This is a genomic window from Bacillota bacterium (genome assembly GCA_023511455.1).
GTDB lineage: Bacteria > Armatimonadota > HRBIN16 > HRBIN16 > HRBIN16 > HRBIN16.
In genome coordinates this window covers 49,715-69,789 of the sequence record JAIMBJ010000012.1, presented here as the reverse complement: position 1 = coordinate 69,789, position 20,075 = coordinate 49,715, and the positions used below count along the sequence as shown (strand labels likewise).

Here is a 20,075-nt window from a genome sequence, read left to right as displayed (position 1 = left end):
TTATTGCCCGTTGTGCTATCGTTTCAGTGGTATTTCCAGAAAAGGGGGGCTTGCCGTGTTCGCTCGCGCTATTCTGGTGGTTTTGGGACTTTTTTCCATGACTTGCTCTCACGCCCAAACGCTGTACTATATCGATTTCCGCAGCCCGCTGGAGGTCGCCCGCTGGCAGCCCACGCATTCCATCAGCCGCCTGGTGCCCACCCTGGATGGGATGCAAATCGACATCTCGGGTGAGGACCCATACACCATCGGTCCTGCCTACAGCCTGCCGAGAGACAAAGCGCTGTACCTGCGCATCCGCGTGAAGGCAGAAGTCGGCACCTTCTGGCAGATTTTCTACTTCCGCGAGGGCACCTGGGCGACGGAAGAGCAGTCGGTACGCTTCTTCGTACCGCAGGGGACGTGGGGCGAGCCGACGCTTATCCTGCCGGTGCTTCCCGGCAACTACCGCTTCCGCATCGACCCACCCGGTCCCTCTGGCAGGGCATGGGTGCGCTACATGAGCATCGAAGTGCGTCATATCCCGCAGGAGCCACAGTGGTTGCAACCTGTCCTCCCAAACCTGCAAGGCGAAATGCACGAGGTGCGTTCGGGCGAGGTCGTCCTGCGACATAGGGCAGCGGCTCCAGGCAACTTCGAGGTGCTGGTGGCGGGTGAGCGCATGGCGACCGGCTTTACCCGTCCCATGATTGGCTACCAGATGGGGGCTGAGAGCCGATGGCTTGCGTTGCACAGTGCCATCGAGAGCGCACGCCTGTGGCGCGAGGGGCCCGAGCTGGTGGCGGAATATCGTGCGCAAGATGCGGATAACGGCAACTGGCTGTTCACGCAGCGATTCAGCCCGAACCCTGTAGCGGGAACCATCGATGTACAGACACAGGTCAGCGTCGACCAGTCGCGCGAGGTGTATTTCCTGCCGATGTTGTTGCTGCTGCCCGGCATGGGTAGCTATGGCACGTTTAAAGGACAGGGGTTGTTTGCCGGGCTGGAGTACCTGGAGAACGAGCCGAGCAGTTCCGAAGCGGACGTTATCGGGGCGGCGGCGCGCAGGCAGGTTCCCGACAACCTGAAGATTACCTTCCCGCTAATGGCGATACAGGCGCGGGGGCGCTACGTCGGCTTGATGTGGCAACCGGATGAGAAGTTCTGCGCGTTGTTCGACTCGCCCGACCGCTTCTTCGCCTCTGGGGCACATGTGATGGGCATCCTGATCCCCGGTTCCGACGGTGTCAACCGCGAGGAGGGCAAGCTCCTTCCCAGTCTGCCGATAGTGCTGCAGCCGAACCAGCCTCTGGTGCTGAACGCCACCCTCATCGGCGGGCGGGGAGAGAGCGTGGTGCCCGCTGTGCAGCACTACGTCCGCCTGCGTGGTTTGCCGCCCTTGCCGAACATTGGGATGACCTTCACCGGCTACGTGTCGCTGGCAGCGGCAGGCTGGCTGGATTCGCGCATCCGCGAAGGCTATCTCTTCCGGCATGCCTACTGGCCCGGCTTTAACGCCCAGCCGGCGGCAGATGCGGCAGTGCTGATGGAGTGGCTGGCGGGCTACGCCTCTGACCCCAACCTCGCACAACGCCTGCGCGAAACCGCTATCGGTGCAATCGCTCAGGTTCCTACCTGGGCGATGAACTTCTATAACATCTCGCATAACGCCTATCCGGTGGCGGCGCTGGTGTACGGACACGTGGCGGAGAACATGGAGACTGCGCGGCAGGTGGGCTGGCAGATTGTCTCGCGGTTCGAACCGGATGGCACTCTGATTTACCGCCCAGAGCCCGGCAAGCCCGATTTCGGGCGCACACACTACGCGCCGGACGCCAGCGGCCATACCGCCGCTGCGGTGCTGCAGGTGCTGGAACATGGAGCGTTCAGCGGTGACCGTGCGCTGATTGCGGAAGGGCTGCGCTTGCTACGGGCAATGGACAAGTTCCGCAACGGCGTGCCCCGCGGCGCACAGACGTGGGAAATCCCCCTGCATACACCCGACATCTACGCTGCCGGGTTACTGGTGCGCGCTTACCTGATGGGCCACCTGCTGACGGGCTACGGGGACTACCTGCAGCAGGCGCGATACTGGGCGTGGACGGGCGTGCCGTTTGTCTATCTGGTTAACCCGGCGAATCAGAACATCGGTACCTACGCCACCATTCCGGTGTACGGCGCGACCAACTGGATCTCCCCCGTGTGGTTCGGTTTACCGGTGCAGTGGTGCGGATTGGCGTACGCGGACGCGCTGTACCGTCTGGCGGAGGTAGACCCCTACGGCGGACCCTGGCGCGCGATTGCCGACGGCATCACCGCCACAGGCATCCAGATGACCTGGAAGCAAAACGACCGAGAGCGGCAGGGCTTACTGCCTGACTTTTTCCTTCTTCGCCAGCAGCTGCGGGACGGCCCGCCCATCAACCCGGGCACGGTGCAGACAGATGCGGTACGGCTGTTCAGCGCGACGCCGGTGTACTCGCTGCGTGCGTTGCGCCCGACAAAGCTGCTGGTACACGCGCCCGGGCAAATCGACCAGACTTCCGTGCGTACTCCCCTGCCGGGCAACCCGCGCCGTTTGCAGGTATCTTTCCGCGTCACCCCTTGGTTATCGCGTCGTTACTATATCTTGATTAACGGGCTGGACGGGGTTCGGCAGGTGCGCATCAACGGCGTGCCAACGCCCATTGCGCCGCCCCACCAGTACCTGCCGTCGGGCAGTCTGATTCTGCAGCTGCTGGGCACAAGCCGGGTGGAACTGATTATGGAACCTGCTTCCCTTGCGCCCGCTCCACTTCTCGACGCGCCGCGCGAACAGGCGTATAACAGGTGATGGAGGTGGACATCTCATGCCGCCTGTGCTGAAAACAGAAAAGACGCATTTGACGTACGAGCAGTTCCTGCAGATGAAAGACGAAGACACCCACGCGGAGTGGGTCAACGGTGAAGCCATTGTGCTGATGCCGCCGAAAAGATGCCATCAGGAGGCGCTGCGCTTCCTCGCGTATCTGCTGGAAGAGTATCTGCAACGCAATCCAGTGGGAGAGTTCCTTTTTGCCTCCTTTGAGCTCTACCTGCCGCGCAGTAACGCTTCTCGCGAGCCGGACCTGTTCGTGGTGCGCAACGAGAACCTGCAACATCTGGATGCCGACCGCTTCACAGGCGCCCCGGATGTGGTCGTGGAAGTCATTTCAGACGACAGCGTACACCGCGACAGCGTGGAGAAGTTTCTGGAATACGAACGGGAAGGCGTATGCGAATACTGGCTGATTGACCCGCGACCGGGGCGCAGGGCAATCCACATGTTCCGCCTGCAGGAAGGCAGTTATGTACCTGTGCAACCCGATGAGAACGGCTGGTTCAATAGCAGCGTTTTACCCGGCTTCCGCCTGAAAGCCGGATGGTTCACCGCAGAACGTCTGCCCAACGCCCCCGCCGCGGCGCAGGAGATGCTTCCGCCACAATAGCAACGGGCAACCGCGCGGTTGCCCGTTGCTAACAGATGCCTACTGCCCCAGTGCCTGGGTAACCGCATCCTCCATCGCCTTCTCCGAGCCGGGCATAAAGCCGACCTGCACCCAGGCCACCTTGCCCTCGCGGTCAATCACCACAAAGGTGGGGATACCCCGTACCTTGAAGCTGTCCAGCACCTTGCCGTCTTTGTCCAGCAGCACGCGGAAGCTGTAGTTGTTGTCCTGCATGAACTTCTTCACTTTGTCCAGGTCCTCGCGGGCGTTTACCGCCAGCACCACCAGGTCGCCCGATTTCGCCTTCTCGTGCTGGCTCAGCGACTGGGTATGCGGCAGCGATTCCCGGCAGGGTGGGCACCATGTCGCCCAGAAGTCTATGAACACCACTTTGCCGCGCAGGCTGTTCAGCGAGACCTCGTTGCCTTCCATATCGGTCAGGGTGAAGTCGGGAGCCTGCGCGCCTTTCAGCGAGCTGGTGTCTTCTCGCGTCGCCTCTTCCGCCTTCGCAGGTTCTGCCTTCTTTGCGCCCGCCGGAGGGGTGAACGCGAAGACACCCTTCTGGATCGAAGGGTTCAGCTGCAATGCGGTAACCGTCTCCTCGTAGGTGTCGCCGTCGGGCATCTTGTATACCATGCGGTAAACCAGCCCATCCTTCTCGCCTGTATACAGGGTCATCGTGCCCCCTCTGCCTGTCAATTCCACCACGCGGCAGGGGGTGTTGCCGACCGTCTGCTTGCCCTTCGCCTGCGCCTTGTCAAAGTTCTGCTGGAAGAACCCCTCCAGCATCTTGCCATACTGCGGCTCCATCGCCATCGCGGCAAAGCCGGCAAACTGCAGATGCCCACCTACCAGAGGGCTGTCTGCGCTGACCTCTTGCTGTTGATAACTCTTGTTCTGCACATCATACGTGGTGAAGGTTTTGCCGTCGCTGGTGAAAGAGTATAGCGTTTTGCCGTTCTGGCTCACCCGCACCACGAACTGCTTCGGTCGCTGCAACTGCACCGAGCTGACGAACGTTTCACCCATTTTGATTTGCACGGTCGCTTTCAGGCTCTGCACCTTACCGTACGCCTGCTGGATGTCCTGTATGACCTGCCTGGGGGTTATGGACTGCGCCAACGCCGCGCCTGCCAGCCCCAGAATGCAGGCAATCATGAAGAACCGTTTCATCCTCTTCGCCTCCTCGCGAATGCTCTTTGCCGCAGTATACCAGAAACGTCCCATCAGGCACAAGGAGAGTAGGCGGGACGGGTAGAATCCGTTTGGAAATTGCGCAGTTGAAAGACCGTTCAGGGTTTTGCGACGGAAAGCGACATAATGTGGCACTCTGAGCGAATATATTGTCATTCTGAACGAAGTGAAGAATCTCGGACCCTTCGCTAACGCTCAGGGTGACAGGGATGAGATGCTTCGCTGACCCTCGGCATGGCATACAATCGTCTCCACAGTGGTTGAAAAATGCATGGCCCGTCAGGTGCCCATCGCAACTGCGTAAGTCCTAACAGGATTTCCTGCGCTGTTCCCATAACCTTTACCGCAGATTAGCAGAGAAAGGACCCGTTTACGCATGGCTCGTGTGTTCATTCTGCCCGATGAGATAACGATAGACCTCCCCGAGGGAACGCCGCTGGTGCGCGCGCTCTGGGAGGCAGGGGTGGCTGTGGAGACCCCGTGCGGCGGGTTCGGCGTATGTGGAAAGTGTAAGGTGCGCTTCACCGGCGGAGCGGTTCCCGACCCTACGGAGGAGGAGTTACGCCACGTACCTGCGCAGGAGCTCGCCGAAGGCTGGCGGTTAGCCTGTCGCCATCGGGTGACGGGCGATATCCAGGTGGAAGTGCCCGCCGAGAGCCGGCCTGCTATCGCGCAGGTGTTAACCACCGCCGTAGAACGCCCCGTATCCCTGGAGCCTGCCGTACGCCGTTTGCCGCTGCACGTGCCTGCACCGAGTACCTCCGATGAACGCTCCGACCTGCGTCGCCTGCTGGATGCCCTCCGAGAACAGCATGGCATTGCACTGGCAGTAGAGCAGGTGCCATTGGGAGTGTTACGGCAGTTACTGCAGACTCTGCGTGAAGCTGGCTTCTGCGTCCATGCCGTGCTTTTCTATGACCCCGAACATCCCGCCGCGAACCGCCTGCTGGCGGTGCAGCCCGATGAAACCCATCCCCTGCTGGGCATCGCCTTCGATATCGGCACCACCACTCTGGTGGGCTACCTGATAGACCTGCACAGCGGCAAGGAGCTGGCACACGCTGCCCGCCTGAACCCACAGGTGCAGTATGGCGACGATGTGGTATCACGCCTGTCCTTCGTCTACCATGACCCTGCGGGTTTGAAGCAGCTGCAGCACGCGGTCGTGCGCGGGATGAACGAGATTATCGCCGAGGCGTGCCAGACGGCAGGGGTAGACCCGCATGATGTGTTTGAGGTGGTGACCGTGGGGAATACCACCATGCTGCACTTCCTGCTGGGCGTCAACACCAACTCCATCGCCGTCGCGCCTTACGTGCCGGTGTTCACCGACCTGCTGAGCGTGGAGGCGCGGCAGATTGGCTTGCGGGTGAACCCTGCGGCGATGCTGACCACCCTGCCGTGTGTGGCGGGGTATGTGGGGGCAGATACGGTGGCGGTCGCGCTCACGCACCTGTTTGACCCCGACGGCGAGACTGCTCTCGCGCTCGACATCGGAACGAACGGCGAGGTCGTGCTGCGGCATCAGGGCAGATATTATTGCACCTCGGCAGCGGCAGGTCCCGCCTTCGAGGGCGGACGCATCTATCAGGGCATCCGCGCCGAGACGGGAGCGGTTTCGCAGATAAGCATGGAGAGCAACGGCGAAAACCGCTGGCTGCATGTAACCACCGTGGCAGGCGCGCCCCCCAAAGGTATCTGCGGGTCGGGATTGATTGACGCGGCGGCTTGCCTGCTGGACATCGGGGCAGTCAACGAAGCAGGACGCATGAACAGCGATGGCAATGGGCAATGGTGGGAAACGCACCTGACGACCCTCTGCGAGCAGAGAGCGTTCCAGCTGGTTGCACCGGAGGCAGCAGGCAATGCGGAAGGCATTGTCTTGACCCAGAAGGACATTCGCGAGCTGCAGCTGGCGAAGGGTTCCATCCGCGCGGTGATGGAGGTGCTGTTGCGGGAGGCGGGCATTGCCTGGCTGGACGTGCGCCGCTTGCTGGTGGCCGGGGCGTTCGGCATGTATGTCAACCTGCGTTCCGCGCAACGCATCGGTCTGTTGCCGCCGCTGCCGTTAGAGCGCATTGAGCCGGTAGGTAACGCCGCTGGGGCAGGTGCGAAAATCGCCCTCCGTTCCGTGCGCGAGCGCAAGCGCGCAGAGTGGCTGGCGCGGCAGATGAAGCATATTGTGATGACCGGCAATCCGCGGTACGAAGAAGAGTATATGGAGCACCTGGGCTTTATCGAAACTCTGGACTGAGGTGAAGAGATGCTTCCTCGTGAGCGCGTGCTGACCGCGTTGAACTTTCAGCAACCCGACCGCGTCCATCTATATCTGGATTTTCGGGCAGCCGGGCGTGATAGACGATATCGTGGCGAAGTACGGCACGTTCGAGGCTTTCTGCGATGCGCTGGAGGTGGACATGACACAGGCGTTCCCCGCCAAAGGGTTCCTGAAGCAGGGCGCACCGCCGAACAGCCCCGATTCCGAATATGAACCCGCCTACGGCTGGGTGTACACGCTGGACGCCGCGCTGGAGGCGGAGTTCACCGACCCCGACGACCCCGACATCTACACCACCATCCGCGCCGAGATCGAGCATCACAAGGAGCGACGTGGGCGCGCCGTGTTCGTGCAGACGCCAGGCGTGTTCGAGGCGGCGAACGGCGTCATCGGGCAGGCGCAGAACCTGATGGAGATGGCGATGCGTCCAGACCTGTGCAGGCAACTGTATGAACGTATCGCACGCTGGGCTGCCCGCTACGCCGAGAACTGTTTGGATCTGGGCGCGGACGTGATACACATCTCCGACGACTGGGGCATGAACCACGCGATGATGTTCCGCCCGCAAACATGGTGGGAGGTGGTCTATCCCGCGGAGAAGGTCATCTGCGACGCGGTCAGGCGAAAAGGCGGGTTGCTTTCGCTGCACAGTGACGGCTACATCACCCCGGTGCTGGACGGCGTGGCGGAGCTGGGTTTTGGGGTGGTGCATCCGGTGCAGGAATCGGCGGGCATGGACCCCGTGCAGGTGAAGCGTGAGTTTTACGGCAGACTGGGCATCTACGGCGGGCTGGACGTGCGTACCATGCTGGGGCGGGGTCTGCCGCGCGATCAGCTGGCGGACGAGATTCGGCGCGTGATGAACGCCCTGAAACCCGGCGGCGGTTACATCTTCTGCACGTCGCACATGGTGCAGCCGGGCACGCCGCTCGAAGAGGTGGAGTTCGCCTATCAGGTGGCGCATGAGGCGGCGGGCTACACATAGCCCTGCACAAATTGCTGGCTCCTCCCGATAATTTTCACAGGTGAGACTGTGTAGCGGGAGGTGTCCGGTGGCTGTTGTCCATGACCAGGCTTTAGGGCTACGAAGGCTGATTTCACAACAACCGGCGGAGGGCGTGCTGGGTATCACGCCCGGCTTGCGCATGGGCACGTGGGTGATCAGCGTGGTCAGCGGCACGCCGGAGTCCGGCAAAACCACCATCGCCACCAACCTTTCCGCTCTGCTGGGACAGACCGGGCGACACGTCGTCCTGCTGGATGGCAACGTGGGCGTGCTGACCTGTAGCCGTTTGCTGGGCACGGAGCCACGCTACTCCCTGGAAGACCTGTTCGTCGACCGACGCGACCTGCCGGAGATACTGACTGCCGGCGCGGCAGGTATCCGCGTATTGCCCGGCGCAACGCGCATCCTTGCCCTCAAACGCCTCTCCGCACAGGGGCAGCGCGACATCATCGAACGCCTGCGCAGTCTCGAAGTCCTGGCGGATGTGGTCATCATCGACACGGGCAACCCCGAATCCACCGACACCCTCGCCTACGCCCTGTCTTCGGATATGGTGCTGGCGATAGCCCTCCCGCAACGCGACAGTCTGCTGCGCACGTATAGTCTGGTGAAAAGGTTGCTTCTGCAGCGCGCAGACCTGCAGGTCGGCTGGGTCATGAACCGGTGTGTCTCACCCGTTCAGGCGCGGAGGATAGGAGGGCAGGTCGAGCAGCTGCTCTCCGCGCAGTTTGGCAGCAGGGTGCGGCTGCTGGGGAGCATTGTGGAAGATACCAGTGTCAGCGCAGCAGCAGAGCAAAACGCCTGTTTCTGGCTTTCCTCGCCCGACAGCCCGGCGGCGAAAGGACTATCTGCTCTGGCGGTAGAAGTGCGGTCCCGAATCATGCCGCATCCCGGGGTGGGCAAAGGTCTCCATGCCTTTCTGGCGCGCCTGTCGGACCACCTGCGTCCACCTGCTCTGCTGCCCATACCGAAAGAGGAGGAACACACATGGGTCGTAGCTTGAAAGTGTTGATTGTTTCCGCAGAGGTTGCCCCGCTGGCGAAGGTCGGCGGGCTGGCAGATGTGGCAGGTGCGTTGCCCAAAGCACTGCGTGCGCTCGGGCACGATGTGCGTGCCGCCATGCCATGCTACCGGATGATCGAGAAGAACCCCGACTATCCGGTGCGCACGGTGGTCAAAAGCCTGCCTGTGCCCATCAACCCCATGACCACCGAAGAGGCGATTATCCGGCGCACCCGATTGAAAGATGGCACCCCCGTCTACCTCATCGGGCACAAACACTACTTCACCGAAGCCACCGAGTCGAAAAAGATTTATGCCCTCGAACCAGAACCCTACATCTTCTTTGACCGCGCCATTCCGCTGATGCTGCAGGAGCTGGACTGGATGCCTGATGTTATCCATGCCAACGACTGGCATACGGGGTTCGTGCCGGTGTACATTCGCATACTCCATGCACACCAGCCGGAATGGCAGCAGGTCGGGCTGGTTTTTACCATCCACAATCTGGCGTATCAGGGCGAGTTCGGGTACGAGCTGTTGTGGAAAGCAGGCCTGCCCGAATGGCTGTTCCATTACGAACGGCTGGAGTTCTACGGGAAGGTGAACTTCCTCAAGGGCGGCATCGTCTACTCCGACATGGTGAATACGGTCAGCAAGACCTACGCCAAAGAGATACAGACGCCTGAGTACGGCTGCCGGATGGAAGGGCTACTGCAGTACATCGCCTCACAGGGGAGGCTGGAGGGCATCGTCAACGGCATCGACTACGAGGAGTACAACCCCGCCACCGACCCGCGCATCCCCGCCCACTACAGCGCGGATGACCCATCCGGCAAAGCGAAGTGCAAAGAGGCTTTGCAGAAAGAGTGCGGGTTTACCGTCAACCCGAATGCTCCCATCATCGGCATGATTACCCGCCTGGCAGACCAGAAAGGGCTGGATCTCATCGCCCCTGTTGCGAAGCAGATACTGAATCTGGGCTTCCAGTTTGTAGTGCTGGGTACGGGCGATCCGCGCTACGAGGAGCTGTTCAAGCAGCTGGCAAAAGAGCATCCCGAGCAGATGCGTGCTTTCATCGGCTTTGACCCCGACCTGGCTCAACGCATCTACGCAGGCAGCGATATGTTCCTGATGCCGTCGCGCTTCGAGCCGTGCGGATTGGGGCAGCTGATGGCGTTGCGCTACGGAACTATCCCCATCGTGCGCAAGACGGGCGGTCTGGCGGATACCATCGCCGACTTCTCGCCGCGTACGGGCAAAGGCAACGGTTTCGTCTTCGAGCTGTACGACCCGGCGGAGCTGCTGAAGGCTATCAAGCGTGCGCTGAAGGCATATCGGCAGCCCGAGGTGTGGCGCAAGCTGGTGGATACCGCTCTGCGCTCGGATTACTCGTGGAACCGTGCCGCAGGGGAGTATGCCGACCTGTACCTGCGCGCGCTGGAACAACGCAAAGCCAGTCTGGAAGCTGCCTGAACACGGTCTTGCTGGAGGGCGAGGCTCCTGCCGAGCTGTAAACTCTCCTCCCCGCGTGTGGGGGGCGGCGCAGCGGGCGGCTCGTCCTCCGCAGGCGAAAGCGATCAACTGGTAATCGTGGAATTGCTGTGTTATACTAACTATCGTGGCGGAGTGGGGCATGAGCGCAAGTCGGCTAAAGTGGTTCATTGCTCTCTGGGGGGCGTTGTGGACGTGGTTGCTGGCGAGCTGGAGCGGCATCTCGCTGGCAACGAGCTTTCTGCGTGCCACAACTGTGTTCGTGATGCTAGCGGCAGTGATGGTAGTGTTTGAGGTGATACTGGACGCCTCCAAAGGCGCACAGAAGCCCGCTGAAAACCGACCTGCCGCCGAAGATCCACCCGCCAAGGAAGAACCTCAGGAAGAGCGAGAAGCAGCGTAACCACCTTCTGACAAGATACTTCAGAGGAGAAAAGGCTGGTCATGCCATCGGCTGCGGAAATGGATAAAGCGTGGGAGCGCTATAAGCGGTATGGCGACCCACAGGCGCGTCACCAGATTATCGAACGCTATGCCTATCTGGTTAAAATTACCGCCGGACGTGTGGTCAGCTCACTTCCGCCCACGCTGGACCGCGAGGACCTGGTAAGCGCAGGCATCATGGGGCTGATTAAGGCAGTAGACCAGTTTGACCCATCCCGCCAGGTCAAGTTCGAAACCTACGCCATCGCGCTTATCCGGGGGGCTATTCTGGAACTGTTGCGCTCGGAAGACTGGGTTCCCCGCTCCGTGCGCGACCGCGTGAAGCAGCTGGAGCGCACGTACTCCGCCTTAGAATCTCGCCTTGGACGACCGCCTACCGAAGAGGAAATCAGTCAGGAACTGGGCATGGCGATAGAAGATTACCATCAGCTGCTCTGCGATGCCGGACGCACCAACCTGCTCTCGCTGGACGACCTGATTTTGGGCTCGCAGGACTCGGGCGAAAAGCTGCACATCGCTGACGTTCTCTCGGATACGTCTGCCGACCCCATCGCCGAGGTAGAGCAGCGGGAGATGCGACGGCTGCTGGTGGAAGCCATCGACCGCCTGCCCGAACGCGAAAGACTCGTTATCGCGCTATACTACTACGAGGGTTTGACCTTCCGCGAAATCGGCAGGGTGCTGGGCGTCTCCGAATCCCGCGTGTATCAGCTGCACACGCAGGCGGTGCTGCGCCTCCGCAACTACCTGCAACGTGACGCGGGCATGTTTTGAGCAGATGGCACACCCCAAACCCGCCGGTATGGTCATCGGTTTGATGTCTGGCACCAGCATGGACGGTATCGACGCCGCGCTGGTGGACATCTGCGAGGCGGGCGATACCCTTCAGGTGAACACGCTGGCGTTCCAAGCCACACCCTATCCCCCCGATGTGCAGGCGGATTTGCTGCGCACCATCCGCGGGGAAACAGGCGTCGCCGAAATCTGCCACCTGAACTTCCTGTTGGGCGAACTGTTCGCCGATGCGGCGTTGCAGCTGATGCGGCACGCGAAGGTATCCCCCGAGCAGCTGCTGTGCATCGCCTCGCACGGGCAGACGGTGTGGCACCAGCCTGAGCCGATAGAGTGGCAGGGAAGGGCGATTCGCTCCACCCTGCAAATCGGCGAGCTGGCGGTGATTGCGGAACGCACCGGCGTGCCCACCGTCGGTGACTTTCGTACGGCGGACGTAGCGGCAGGCGGTCAGGGCGCGCCTCTGGTTCCGTATGTGGATTATCTGCTCTTTCGTCACCCTGAAGAGGGGCGCATTCTGCTGAATATCGGCGGCATTGCCAACCTCACCGCCATCGCTGCGAACGCCTCGCCGGAGCAGGTGGTTGCCTTCGACACAGGACCCGGCAACGCATTGATTAACGTGGCGATGGAGATTGCCAGTGGGGGCAAATACCGATACGACCCCGAAGGCTCCTTCGCGCAGAGGCACCCGGTGCGCGAGGAGTGGCTGAACGAACTGTTGCGGCATCCTTACTTTGCGCAACCACCACCGAAGTCTACCGGACGCGAGACCTTCGGCGAGGCAATGGTGCGCAAACTGCTGCGCCGCTACAAGACTGCTAACGCCGAACTGCTGGTGCCCGTTCTTACCGAACTCACCGCCCGCAGCATCGCCGACGCCGTCCGCCGATTCGTTTTCGTGAAGATGCCAGCCAGTCGGCTGATAGTCTCCGGGGGTGGCGTGCACAACCGCACACTCATGAAGCGATTGCGCGAACTGTTGCCTGAACTGCAGGTCGAGACCAGCGACCGCTACGGCATCCATCCCGATGCGAAGGAGGCGGTGGCTTTTGCGGTGTTAGGCTACCAGCGGATGCGGGGACGGACGAATAATCTGCCTGCAGCAACGGGGGCGCAACGTGCCGTCATCATGGGCAAACTCTGCCTGCCCTCCCCGAAATAGCGCGGTTACCCCTCCAGTCGCTGACGTGCCTGCTGCAATCGCTGTTGAACGTCGCGGAGCACCTGTCGGGTCTCATCGGTTTCGTCGGCAAGCGTTGGCTCCGGCGTGAAAGGTCTGGACTGGGCAAGCACCTTGTCAAACGCGGACGCGGAGTCCGGCTGTTCGGTGAGGTCCATCAACAGGTTCACCTGCTGCGCTGTGGAGCCGATAAGCAGCGTTCTTCCCCGCACAGTGATGAGATGCACCGCTCCCGCTCCTAAGAAGCGGGTATCCAGCACGGTAATAGTGCCTTCGCTTTTCGGAGGGGCAAGGCGGGTAAACCACTGCACAATCTGCCCTTTGTTACCGCCGTTGAGGGCGCGTGGTAGCCCCCATTTGATGAGAGCCAGCGCAACCGCCAGCCCAACCAGCCAGCGCCACGCCTGGCTGGTCGGAGACCCTACCGGTTCAGGCAGGGTTTCGCGTCGCAGGGCATCCCAGCCGTCGCGGGAGTTTTGCGCACCCTGTGGGCGAGGCGAAGCGAGCGCGGCATCGTTGGGTCGCGTCTCCGGGTGCGCTGTTGCCAGCGGCGACGATGTGAGGTGCAGGCTGGGAACGCCGGAGGCGGGGGGCGGAGAGAAAAGCGCCTCAGGGGGCGAAGCCACCCCCTGCCTCACCACGACCGTCAGGACGAAGATGAGATATACTCTCCTCATGCCACCGCTCTCCGGCTAATCTCGACTAACTGCTCCTGCGGGTTGATAATCTCGGTGATGCGGATGCCGAAGTTGTCCTCGATAACCACCACCTCCCCGCGTGCCATGATGCGTCCGTTCACCAGAACATCCACCGGCTCGCCCGCTATCCTGTCGAGTTCCACAATGGAGCCGATGGTCAGCTCCAGCACTTCCTTGATAAACATCCGTTTGCGCCCCAGCTCGACGGTGAGCTCGAGGGGAACGTCCAGTATCAGTTCAATGCCTGCGGGCAGCGTCTGGGAAGCCGCTTGAGCCAGCGGCACAAAAGGCTGAGAGGATGCGGTTGTTGCCTCATCCAATGTCTGGAAGGGGCTGGCTCCGGCAACGGCATCTGCCTGTGCCGACGGCGAGTCGGTCTCTTCGCCTGCCAGCCACAGGGCGAACCGCTCATCGCCAAGCACAGCCATCGCGCCGATAGGGCTGCCGTCGATGTGTAACACCGCGTCCAGACGCACCAGATTGTCCTGAGTGAGCCACTCCACAGGCGGCTCAACAGGCTCATAGCGACACTCTACCTGCAATATGTTACATTCATTGTTTGTCAGATTAGCGAATGACTGTGCCAAACCGTTCGCAATCACAAACAGCACCTGTTGCAGGATCTGCAGACCGCCTTCATCGATCTCCTGCGGCGGGCTGGAACCGTCCCCTCCGGCAGCGATGTCCGCCAGCAACTCAGCAGAAGAAGTCTCCAAAACGATGAGCAGAGTGTAGGCACTGGTGGTCTGCAAAGTGGCTACGCCGTAGACGCGCTTGCCTGCAAAAGCGTTTTCTAACTCTGAAACCGGAAGCAGGGTGGTGAGAGGGGACGAAAGGGTCGCCTGTCGGTTAATCGCTTCCGACAGTGCTATCGACACCGTCCCCCACAGGCTATCCTGCTTGCCGGTGATTGTGTTGATATGTTCCAGGTTCAAAGATGCCATCTGCTACCCTTCCTCCTCAGGCGGATGAAGCTGCTGTCTTCGTTTTTTCAGCGGTGTGGTTCGCCACGATGCTTTCTATCTGCACAACGACTTGTTTGCCGCGCAAGCCCGGACGTGCCCGAAACTTCACCCTGTTGCCCACCATCACGTCAATCGGCTCGTTGGTGCGCCGGGTGAGCAGTATCACGTCGCCTTCCTTCAGGTCTAGCACCTGTCTCAGCATCAGACGAGTGCTTCCGAGTACCGCCACCAGCGGCACGCGCGTGTGTTGAATCTGCTGAGCGATCAGAGCCGTATGTTGCGAAGAGGAACGTTTACTGCCCGAGAACCATCGCTGTGCGCTGAGCTTGGACAGGATGGGTTTGAGCAGCAGGTAGGGAATGCACAGGCTCATGGCGCCGTGTGTTTCCCCGACGCGGATTTCAAACAGGATGGAGACCACAATATCGTTCGGAGGCACAATCTGCACAAACTGCGCACTGGTTTCCATGCCCTCGCGCACGGGTGTGAAGCTGACAATCCCTTCCCAGGCGGTGCGCAGGGAACCCAGCGCACGGTCCACCACACTTTCCACCAGCGGTCGCTCAATATCGGTGAGAGCGGGCTGAGGACGCTTGACCACCGTGCCGGGCCCTCCCAGCAAGCGGTCAATCATACTGATAACCACATCGAACTCGATTTCCAGCAACGCCTGTCCGGACAGGGGTTGCATACTGAAAATATTGATGAGGCTGCTGGTAATCGCCCGGATGTACTCGTCGTAAGGGATTTGCTCTACCGAGATGAGGTCGATATGCACCGGTGCGCGCAGGTGAGCGGCAAGCGTGGAGGAGAACAGCCGCGCGAAGGTCTCGTGTAGCATCTGCATGGTGCGCAGCTGGTCCTTGGAGAACTTGTCCGGGCGGCGGAAATCGTACACCTCGTAGGCAATCGGAGTACGACGGTCCGCCTTCCCTGCGCCGACAGGCGAGACAGCAGCCCCCGGCGTGCTGGCAGGGGCAGCCGCTGCAGTCTCTTCGGAGCTGGTCAGCAATGCCAGAAGAGCCTCTATCTCCTCTTGCGACAGTATCTCCACCATTTCCGCTTACACCTGCTACCTGCGCTACTGCAACGTGAGTGCGGTAAAGTAGACCTCCTTTACCACCTCTTTACCCAGCAACTCGTTCAACTTCTCCTTGAGCTCCTCTTTGAGCTTCGCCTTGCCCTCACTGCTGACCAGCTGTTCCATGCTCTTGCTGGACAGCACCGTGATGACCGTATCCCGGATAGGCGCAAGTATCTTTGCGTCCAGTTTGCCGTGTTCACCGCCGCCTTCCATCGGCTTCTCCAGACCCAGCGCGATGGACACCTTTGCGTAATGCGAGCCGTCGGCGAGGTTCACCACAAACTCGTCCAGCTCAATGGTGTGTTCGGGCAGGGTTTTCTCCTCTTTCTTTTCCCCTTTGTTTTTGCCCAGAATCATCGTGCTCGCCCCGAACGCTACTACTGCTCCGAGCACAACGCCGATGACCAGGAAGATAATCGTCTTGCTCTTTCCGCCACCAGAAGCACCTTCCGCGCCTGCTTTCTTTGCTGCCATAACGACCTCCATGTCAGAAGTTATCACGAGAATAATGAGCGTCTCCCCGTATCCTATTGTCGGCTCAGCGCGAACCGAATCTTAGAGCGTTCTGCGAGGTTTTGAGGATGGCGATATCCACGCGACGGTTCTGCGCACGGTTCGCCGGCGAGTTGTTCGGCACCAGAGGACGTGTGTCGGCATAGCCTGCGGCAATCAGACGCTGTGAGGGGATGCCCCCTTTCTGCACCAGATAGCGCAGCACCCGTGCGGCGCGTGCCGCCGAAAGCTCCCAGTTGGACGGATATTGCGCGGTGCGGATGGGCAGGTTGTCGCTGTGCCCTTCAATCAGCACAGGGTTCGGCACCGCGCGAAGCACCTGAGCCACCCGATCCAGCACCTGACGGGCAGATGGCTTCAGCTCTGCACTGCCGAGGTCAAACAGAGTGCCGTCGCTGAGCAACGAGATGACCAGCCCGCGCTCCTCATGCCGGACGCGCACCTGCGTTTGCAGACCGGTATCCTCCAGAAATCGTTGCAGTTGCGATGCCTGCTGCTCCAGAGGGCCCACAATCTGCCCTGTGCCGATAATCTTGCCCCCGTTGTGTTCGGGCAGCGCCTGAAACTCGCGCCGCATGGACTGAGCCAGCGCGCCGAACTTTTCCTGATTCACCGCCGACATCGCGTACAGCATAATGAATAGCGCCACGAGCAGGGTAATCATATCGGCGTAGGTAATGAGCCAGCGGTCGACGTTTTCATGCCGCCTTGTGCTCCTGCGTGCTCTGGTCATCGTGTATATGCCACCTCAACGCGGGTAGGGCACGCTTCTGACGTTGTGAGAGAAACGCCCGTAAGCGTTGTTCCACAATACGCGGGTTTTCTCCCGATTGAATCGCCAGAACGCCTTCCACGATGACCTCACGCAAAAGCACCTCTTCGGCGTGGCGTGTGCGCAGCTTGTTCGCGATGGGCAGGAACAGCAGGTTGGCGGAGCTCACTCCGTAGAGTGTGGCGACGAACGCCGTGGCGATAGCGGGGCCCATCTGGCTGGGGTTTTCAATGCGAGACATCATGTGTATCAGCCCCATCACCGTGCCCAGCACGCCCATGGTGGGAGCATAACCGCCCATGCTGGTGAAGACCTGTTCGCCCTGGCGGTGTCGTTCTTCCAGAAAGGTAATCTCCAGTTGCAGGATGTCGCGTACCAGTTCCGGGTCTGTGCCGTCTATCGCCAGTTGCAGGGCGCGTTTGAGGAACTCGTCGGAAGCGGCGTTCGCGTCGGCTTCCAGCGCAAGCAGTCCGTCGCGGCGCGCTTTTTCCGATAGCGTTACCAGCCAGCGGATGGTCTGCGGGATGTCTATAGATGGTCTAACCAGAGCCTGACGCAAAATATGGGGCAGGTCGCGCAACTGCTGAACGCTCAAGCCGATGAGGGTGGCTCCAAATGTGCCGCCCAGCACGATTAACGCGGCAGGCAGGTTCACCAGCTGCTGTAGATGCCCTCCTTCCAGCCAGAGGGCAGCGACCAAACAGCCAACGCCAATGACCAGCCCGCCGACAGTGGTGCTGTCCATCCTGGAACCGGCGGCACTATTCCTGCTGCGCCCTATAAGCATGACGACGATACTCCATGACCCGGCGGATGATTTCGTCCACGTCCTCGCTGACTACCAGCTTCTTACCGCTGGTCAGCGTGATGACGGTGTCTGGCGTTGCCTCCACGGTCTCTATCAACTCCGCGTTGACCACAAGCTCCGAATGGTCAAACCTGGTCACTTTAATCATGGCTTTTCAGCGTCCTTTTTGTATGTCCCTCACCCCCGGCCCCTCTCCCACAAAGTGGGAGAGGGGGTAGAGGTAGGTTGGGACTTACCGTTTCATCTGCAGCACGTCCTGCAGCATCTCGTCCACCGTGCTGACGATGCGCGTGTTCGCCTGGAAACCACGCTGGGTCACTATCAGGTTGGTGAACTCGTTACCGATGTCCGCATTAGACATCTCCAGATAGCCCGAGCTGATGGAACCACGTCCACCCGTCTGTGCGGTGCCGATGTTGGCAACTCCCGAGTTCACCGACTCGCGGAACAGGTTGTTGCCCGCACGCTCCAGACCGCCGGGGTTGTTGAATACCGCCATGGCCACGCGGGCGACGGGCAGGTTCAAGCCGTTACTGAAGACGCCATTGATGGTTCCATCGGGCGAGACGGTCAGCTGCTCCAGCGTGCCCGGCGGATAGCCGTTCTGCGCGATAGGCTCCACAGTGGAACTGGTTGCCAGCTGGGTGATGCGCGACAGGTCAATGGATACCGTCATGTCAGGTGCACCGGAGTCCGGCGGTGTAAAGATGATGGTCTGGCTCGCGCCTCGGACAATACGCCCGTACTGGTCGAACTCTACGGCATCAGCCGTTGGCACCCAGGTCCTGCCCCCATCTACCGAGTAGCTCAGCGTCCACGGGGTAGATGGTGGTTCGCTGGTGTTCCGCGAGAACCTCAGTCTGAGGTCTACCGGTGCGCCTACCGCGTCGTAGAGCATCACGCTGGTTGTCCAGCTGGTACCATCCAGTGCGAGGTTGCCTTTGAAGCTGGCGCTGGTGGAGGCTTGACCGGCAATGGTCTTCCCTACGGGAATGACTATCACCGAGCTGGCATCCAGCGGCTCCGTGATGTCGATATTGCCGTCGGCGTTGGGCATCCAGCCAACCAGTTTCTCACCGGTAGCTTTGTGCACCAGCGTGCCATTGGCATCGATGTCGAAATTACCGTCTCGTGTGAAGGCGACTCGCTTGCCGTTGCTCACCACAAAGAAGCCGTTGCCCTGAATCGCCAGGTCGGTGACGCGGTTGGTAGCCTGCAGGCTTCCCTGCTCCAGGATGGTGTCGATGCTACCCACCTGAGTGCCCAGCCCGACCTGCATAGGGTTGGTACCACCCAGACCGCCTTCGGTAGGGCGGCTGGCTCCTCGCAGCGTTTGAGACAGCATCTCCTGAAAAGTGACTCTTCCCGACTTGAAACCAGTGGTATTGATGTTGGCGATATTGTTGCCAACCACACCCATACGCACCTGATGTGCCTTGATGCTGGAGATGCTTGAGAACATCGCCTGAAACATATCTGTGACCTCCTCCTCGCGTTTTTGATGTCATGGTAACGGTTGGCTCCGTCGGTCGCTCAGGAGCCTGGGGGCGTCCCCGTCACGCGGAGGGGGTCCCGCCCCGGCGGGTGCCCGTTACAGCACCACTGCGCTGTCGATGTTGGTGAAAACGTTCTCCTTCAGGTTCTCCTTGTCGATGGCGGTGATGACCGTGCGGTTACGCACGCTCACAATCAGCGCGATGTCGTCCATCAGCAGCAGAGACTCGCGCGAGCCTTTCTCTGCCGCTTTGTTCACCGCGTTCTCCACCCGGCGCAGAGCCTCCGCATCCAGTTCGATGTGACGTGATTGCAGTCTCGCCTGCGCATGCGCGGAGAAACGCACACCTCCCTGCGCCTGTTGAAGCGCGGCGCGGAAGGCTTCCCCGTCCTGTGCTGTCCGTTGTGGCGGTTTGACGCCTGAGGGGGAAGGAACGTTCGTTATCTGGCGAACCTCTGGCATGTTGCACCTCCCAAAACTAACCGTTTACCTGCAGCACGTTCTGCACGCTGACCTGTTTGCCATTGACCATCAGCCACACGCCCTCGGCGGTGAAGCGCACCGCGCTCACTTTGCCCTCCGTCGGCGTCGCCTCGCCCTCTGGCAGAGCGATAACCTGCTTACCCAGCAGGGCTGTGGCTTGCGTAGAGGTGACCAGCATCTGCAGCTTTTGCAGGGTATGCGTCATCTCTTCGGCGTTTTCCACCTGCGTGAACTGTGCCAGCTGCATCAGGAAGTCCCGATCCTGCATCGGCTCTAACGGGTTCTGGTTCTGCAGCTGCGTCAGGAACAGCTTCAGGAACTGGTCTCTGGTTGTCTTTGGGGTGGCGCTCACGGCTGCTGTGAACGTGTTACCCGCGCCACCACCTGGCGTTACGGTCATCGATGCACACCTCCTTCG

At 60.7% G+C, this 20,075-nt stretch carries 20 protein-coding genes; 9 read left to right on the top strand and 11 right to left on the bottom strand.

Features of this window, described 5'->3' with window-relative positions:
* Window positions 1-55: 55 nt before the first annotated feature.
* Together K6U75_08785 and K6U75_08780 are read left to right on the top strand one after the other, a co-directional pair.
* On the top strand, window positions 56-2,815 hold the full coding sequence (locus tag K6U75_08785) for a hypothetical protein (protein MCL6475131.1): 2,760 nt from the start codon (window positions 56-58) through the stop codon (window positions 2,813-2,815).
* 16 nt (window positions 2,816-2,831) lie between these two features.
* On the top strand, window positions 2,832-3,449 hold the full coding sequence (locus K6U75_08780; protein ID MCL6475130.1) for a Uma2 family endonuclease: 618 nt from the start codon (window positions 2,832-2,834) through the stop codon (window positions 3,447-3,449).
* A 39-nt stretch (window positions 3,450-3,488) separates the two neighbouring features.
* Here the strand turns inward: K6U75_08780 and K6U75_08775 are convergent, their stop codons facing one another.
* On the bottom strand, window positions 3,489-4,622 hold the full coding sequence (locus K6U75_08775) for a redoxin family protein (protein ID MCL6475129.1): 1,134 nt from the start codon (window positions 4,620-4,622) through the stop codon (window positions 3,489-3,491).
* 397 nt (window positions 4,623-5,019) lie between these two features.
* On the opposite strand from K6U75_08775, the gene K6U75_08770 reads away from it, so the two are divergent.
* The 7 genes from K6U75_08770 to K6U75_08740 all read left to right on the top strand — a co-directional run bounded on the left by K6U75_08770 (window position 5,020) and on the right by K6U75_08740 (window position 12,821).
* The gene (locus K6U75_08770; GenBank protein ID MCL6475128.1) at window positions 5,020-6,897 is read left to right on the top strand and encodes an ASKHA domain-containing protein; all 1,878 of its coding nucleotides are present in this window, start codon (window positions 5,020-5,022) and stop codon (window positions 6,895-6,897) included.
* Window positions 6,898-6,994: 97 nt separating this feature from the next.
* Window positions 6,995-7,906 (top strand): uroporphyrinogen decarboxylase family protein, encoded by a 912-nt coding sequence (locus K6U75_08765; protein MCL6475127.1) that lies wholly within the window; start codon window positions 6,995-6,997, stop codon window positions 7,904-7,906.
* A 67-nt stretch (window positions 7,907-7,973) separates the two neighbouring features.
* The gene (locus K6U75_08760) at window positions 7,974-8,930 is read left to right on the top strand and encodes a hypothetical protein (GenBank protein ID MCL6475126.1); all 957 of its coding nucleotides are present in this window, start codon (window positions 7,974-7,976) and stop codon (window positions 8,928-8,930) included.
* On the top strand, window positions 8,915-10,402 hold the full coding sequence (glgA, locus tag K6U75_08755) for a glycogen synthase GlgA (GenBank protein MCL6475125.1): 1,488 nt from the start codon (window positions 8,915-8,917) through the stop codon (window positions 10,400-10,402). Before K6U75_08760 ends, glgA begins: the two co-directional genes overlap by 16 nt.
* Window positions 10,403-10,562: 160 nt before the next feature.
* Window positions 10,563-10,823, top strand: coding sequence for a hypothetical protein (locus K6U75_08750; protein MCL6475124.1), 261 nt, complete (start codon window positions 10,563-10,565; stop codon window positions 10,821-10,823).
* Between the two features lie 59 nt (window positions 10,824-10,882).
* On the top strand, window positions 10,883-11,638 hold the full coding sequence (locus tag K6U75_08745; protein ID MCL6475123.1) for a FliA/WhiG family RNA polymerase sigma factor: 756 nt from the start codon (window positions 10,883-10,885) through the stop codon (window positions 11,636-11,638).
* Between the two features lie 4 nt (window positions 11,639-11,642).
* On the top strand, window positions 11,643-12,821 hold the full coding sequence (locus tag K6U75_08740; GenBank protein MCL6475122.1) for an anhydro-N-acetylmuramic acid kinase: 1,179 nt from the start codon (window positions 11,643-11,645) through the stop codon (window positions 12,819-12,821).
* 5 nt (window positions 12,822-12,826) lie between these two features.
* Here K6U75_08740 and K6U75_08735 read toward each other — a convergent pair whose 3' ends face one another.
* From K6U75_08735 to K6U75_08690, 10 genes are all read right to left on the bottom strand, one after another.
* Window positions 12,827-13,516, bottom strand: coding sequence for a flagellar biosynthetic protein FliO (locus K6U75_08735; GenBank protein MCL6475121.1), 690 nt, complete (start codon window positions 13,514-13,516; stop codon window positions 12,827-12,829).
* A complete protein-coding gene (gene fliN, locus K6U75_08730; GenBank protein MCL6475120.1) occupies window positions 13,513-14,481 on the bottom strand; it encodes a flagellar motor switch protein FliN in 969 nt (322 codons plus the stop codon). Before fliN ends, K6U75_08735 begins: the two co-directional genes overlap by 4 nt.
* A gap of 16 nt (window positions 14,482-14,497) precedes the next feature.
* Entirely contained in the window at window positions 14,498-15,559 is a 1,062-nt protein-coding gene (gene fliM / locus K6U75_08725) for a flagellar motor switch protein FliM (GenBank protein MCL6475119.1), read from the bottom strand.
* Window positions 15,560-15,583: 24 nt separating this feature from the next.
* Window positions 15,584-16,072: a flagellar basal body-associated FliL family protein gene (locus K6U75_08720; protein MCL6475118.1), complete on the bottom strand. Its 489-nt coding sequence runs from the start codon at window positions 16,070-16,072 to the stop codon at window positions 15,584-15,586.
* Window positions 16,073-16,124: 52 nt separating this feature from the next.
* On the bottom strand, window positions 16,125-16,832 hold the full coding sequence (locus K6U75_08715; protein MCL6475117.1) for an OmpA family protein: 708 nt from the start codon (window positions 16,830-16,832) through the stop codon (window positions 16,125-16,127).
* On the bottom strand, window positions 16,798-17,616 hold the full coding sequence (locus tag K6U75_08710) for a flagellar motor protein (protein ID MCL6475116.1): 819 nt from the start codon (window positions 17,614-17,616) through the stop codon (window positions 16,798-16,800). Before K6U75_08710 ends, K6U75_08715 begins: the two co-directional genes overlap by 35 nt.
* Window positions 17,617-17,632: 16 nt before the next feature.
* Window positions 17,633-17,827 (bottom strand): flagellar FlbD family protein, encoded by a 195-nt coding sequence (locus K6U75_08705; protein MCL6475115.1) that lies wholly within the window; start codon window positions 17,825-17,827, stop codon window positions 17,633-17,635.
* Between the two features lie 84 nt (window positions 17,828-17,911).
* On the bottom strand, window positions 17,912-19,153 hold the full coding sequence (locus tag K6U75_08700; GenBank protein ID MCL6475114.1) for a flagellar hook protein FlgE: 1,242 nt from the start codon (window positions 19,151-19,153) through the stop codon (window positions 17,912-17,914).
* Between the two features lie 117 nt (window positions 19,154-19,270).
* On the bottom strand, window positions 19,271-19,636 hold the full coding sequence (locus K6U75_08695) for a hypothetical protein (GenBank protein MCL6475113.1): 366 nt from the start codon (window positions 19,634-19,636) through the stop codon (window positions 19,271-19,273).
* A 16-nt stretch (window positions 19,637-19,652) separates the two neighbouring features.
* A complete protein-coding gene (locus K6U75_08690) occupies window positions 19,653-20,057 on the bottom strand; it encodes a hypothetical protein (GenBank protein MCL6475112.1) in 405 nt (134 codons plus the stop codon).
* Window positions 20,058-20,075: the final 18 nt, after the last annotated feature.